The following is a 243-nucleotide window of genomic DNA, read 5'->3' as shown; positions in this document are numbered from 1 at the left end:
GGCTTAACAGAGCGAATTATTTTACTTGAAAGTAATCGTGCCCAGTAAAGCTCGCGATCATCGTAGTTTTTAGTTGTAACAATGCGTTGTTTGGCGTTTAACCATAATTGACTTGAATAATCAGCGATTAAGTCAGTTGCATGCCGAAAGTTGTTAAGGCTTTTCCATTGCTGTTCAAATTGATTCACCTCATCAGCAAAGGCCATTAGCACCTGAGGCATGGCTTGGGTCGCGGCTTCAATT

1 protein-coding gene is annotated in these 243 nt (G+C 41.6%); it reads right to left on the bottom strand.

The features are described 5' to 3' along the window. Positions 1-243: PA0049 family protein (locus AAEY83_RS17855; RefSeq protein ID WP_351061357.1), on the bottom strand; the 243-nt coding region annotated here is incomplete at both ends.

Origin of the sequence: Psychrobacter sp. TB20-MNA-CIBAN-0197 (assembly GCF_040309765.1) — a bacterium.
Classification (GTDB): domain Bacteria; phylum Pseudomonadota; class Gammaproteobacteria; order Pseudomonadales; family Moraxellaceae; genus Psychrobacter; species Psychrobacter submarinus.
This window is presented reverse-complemented; position numbering and strand designations above follow the sequence as displayed.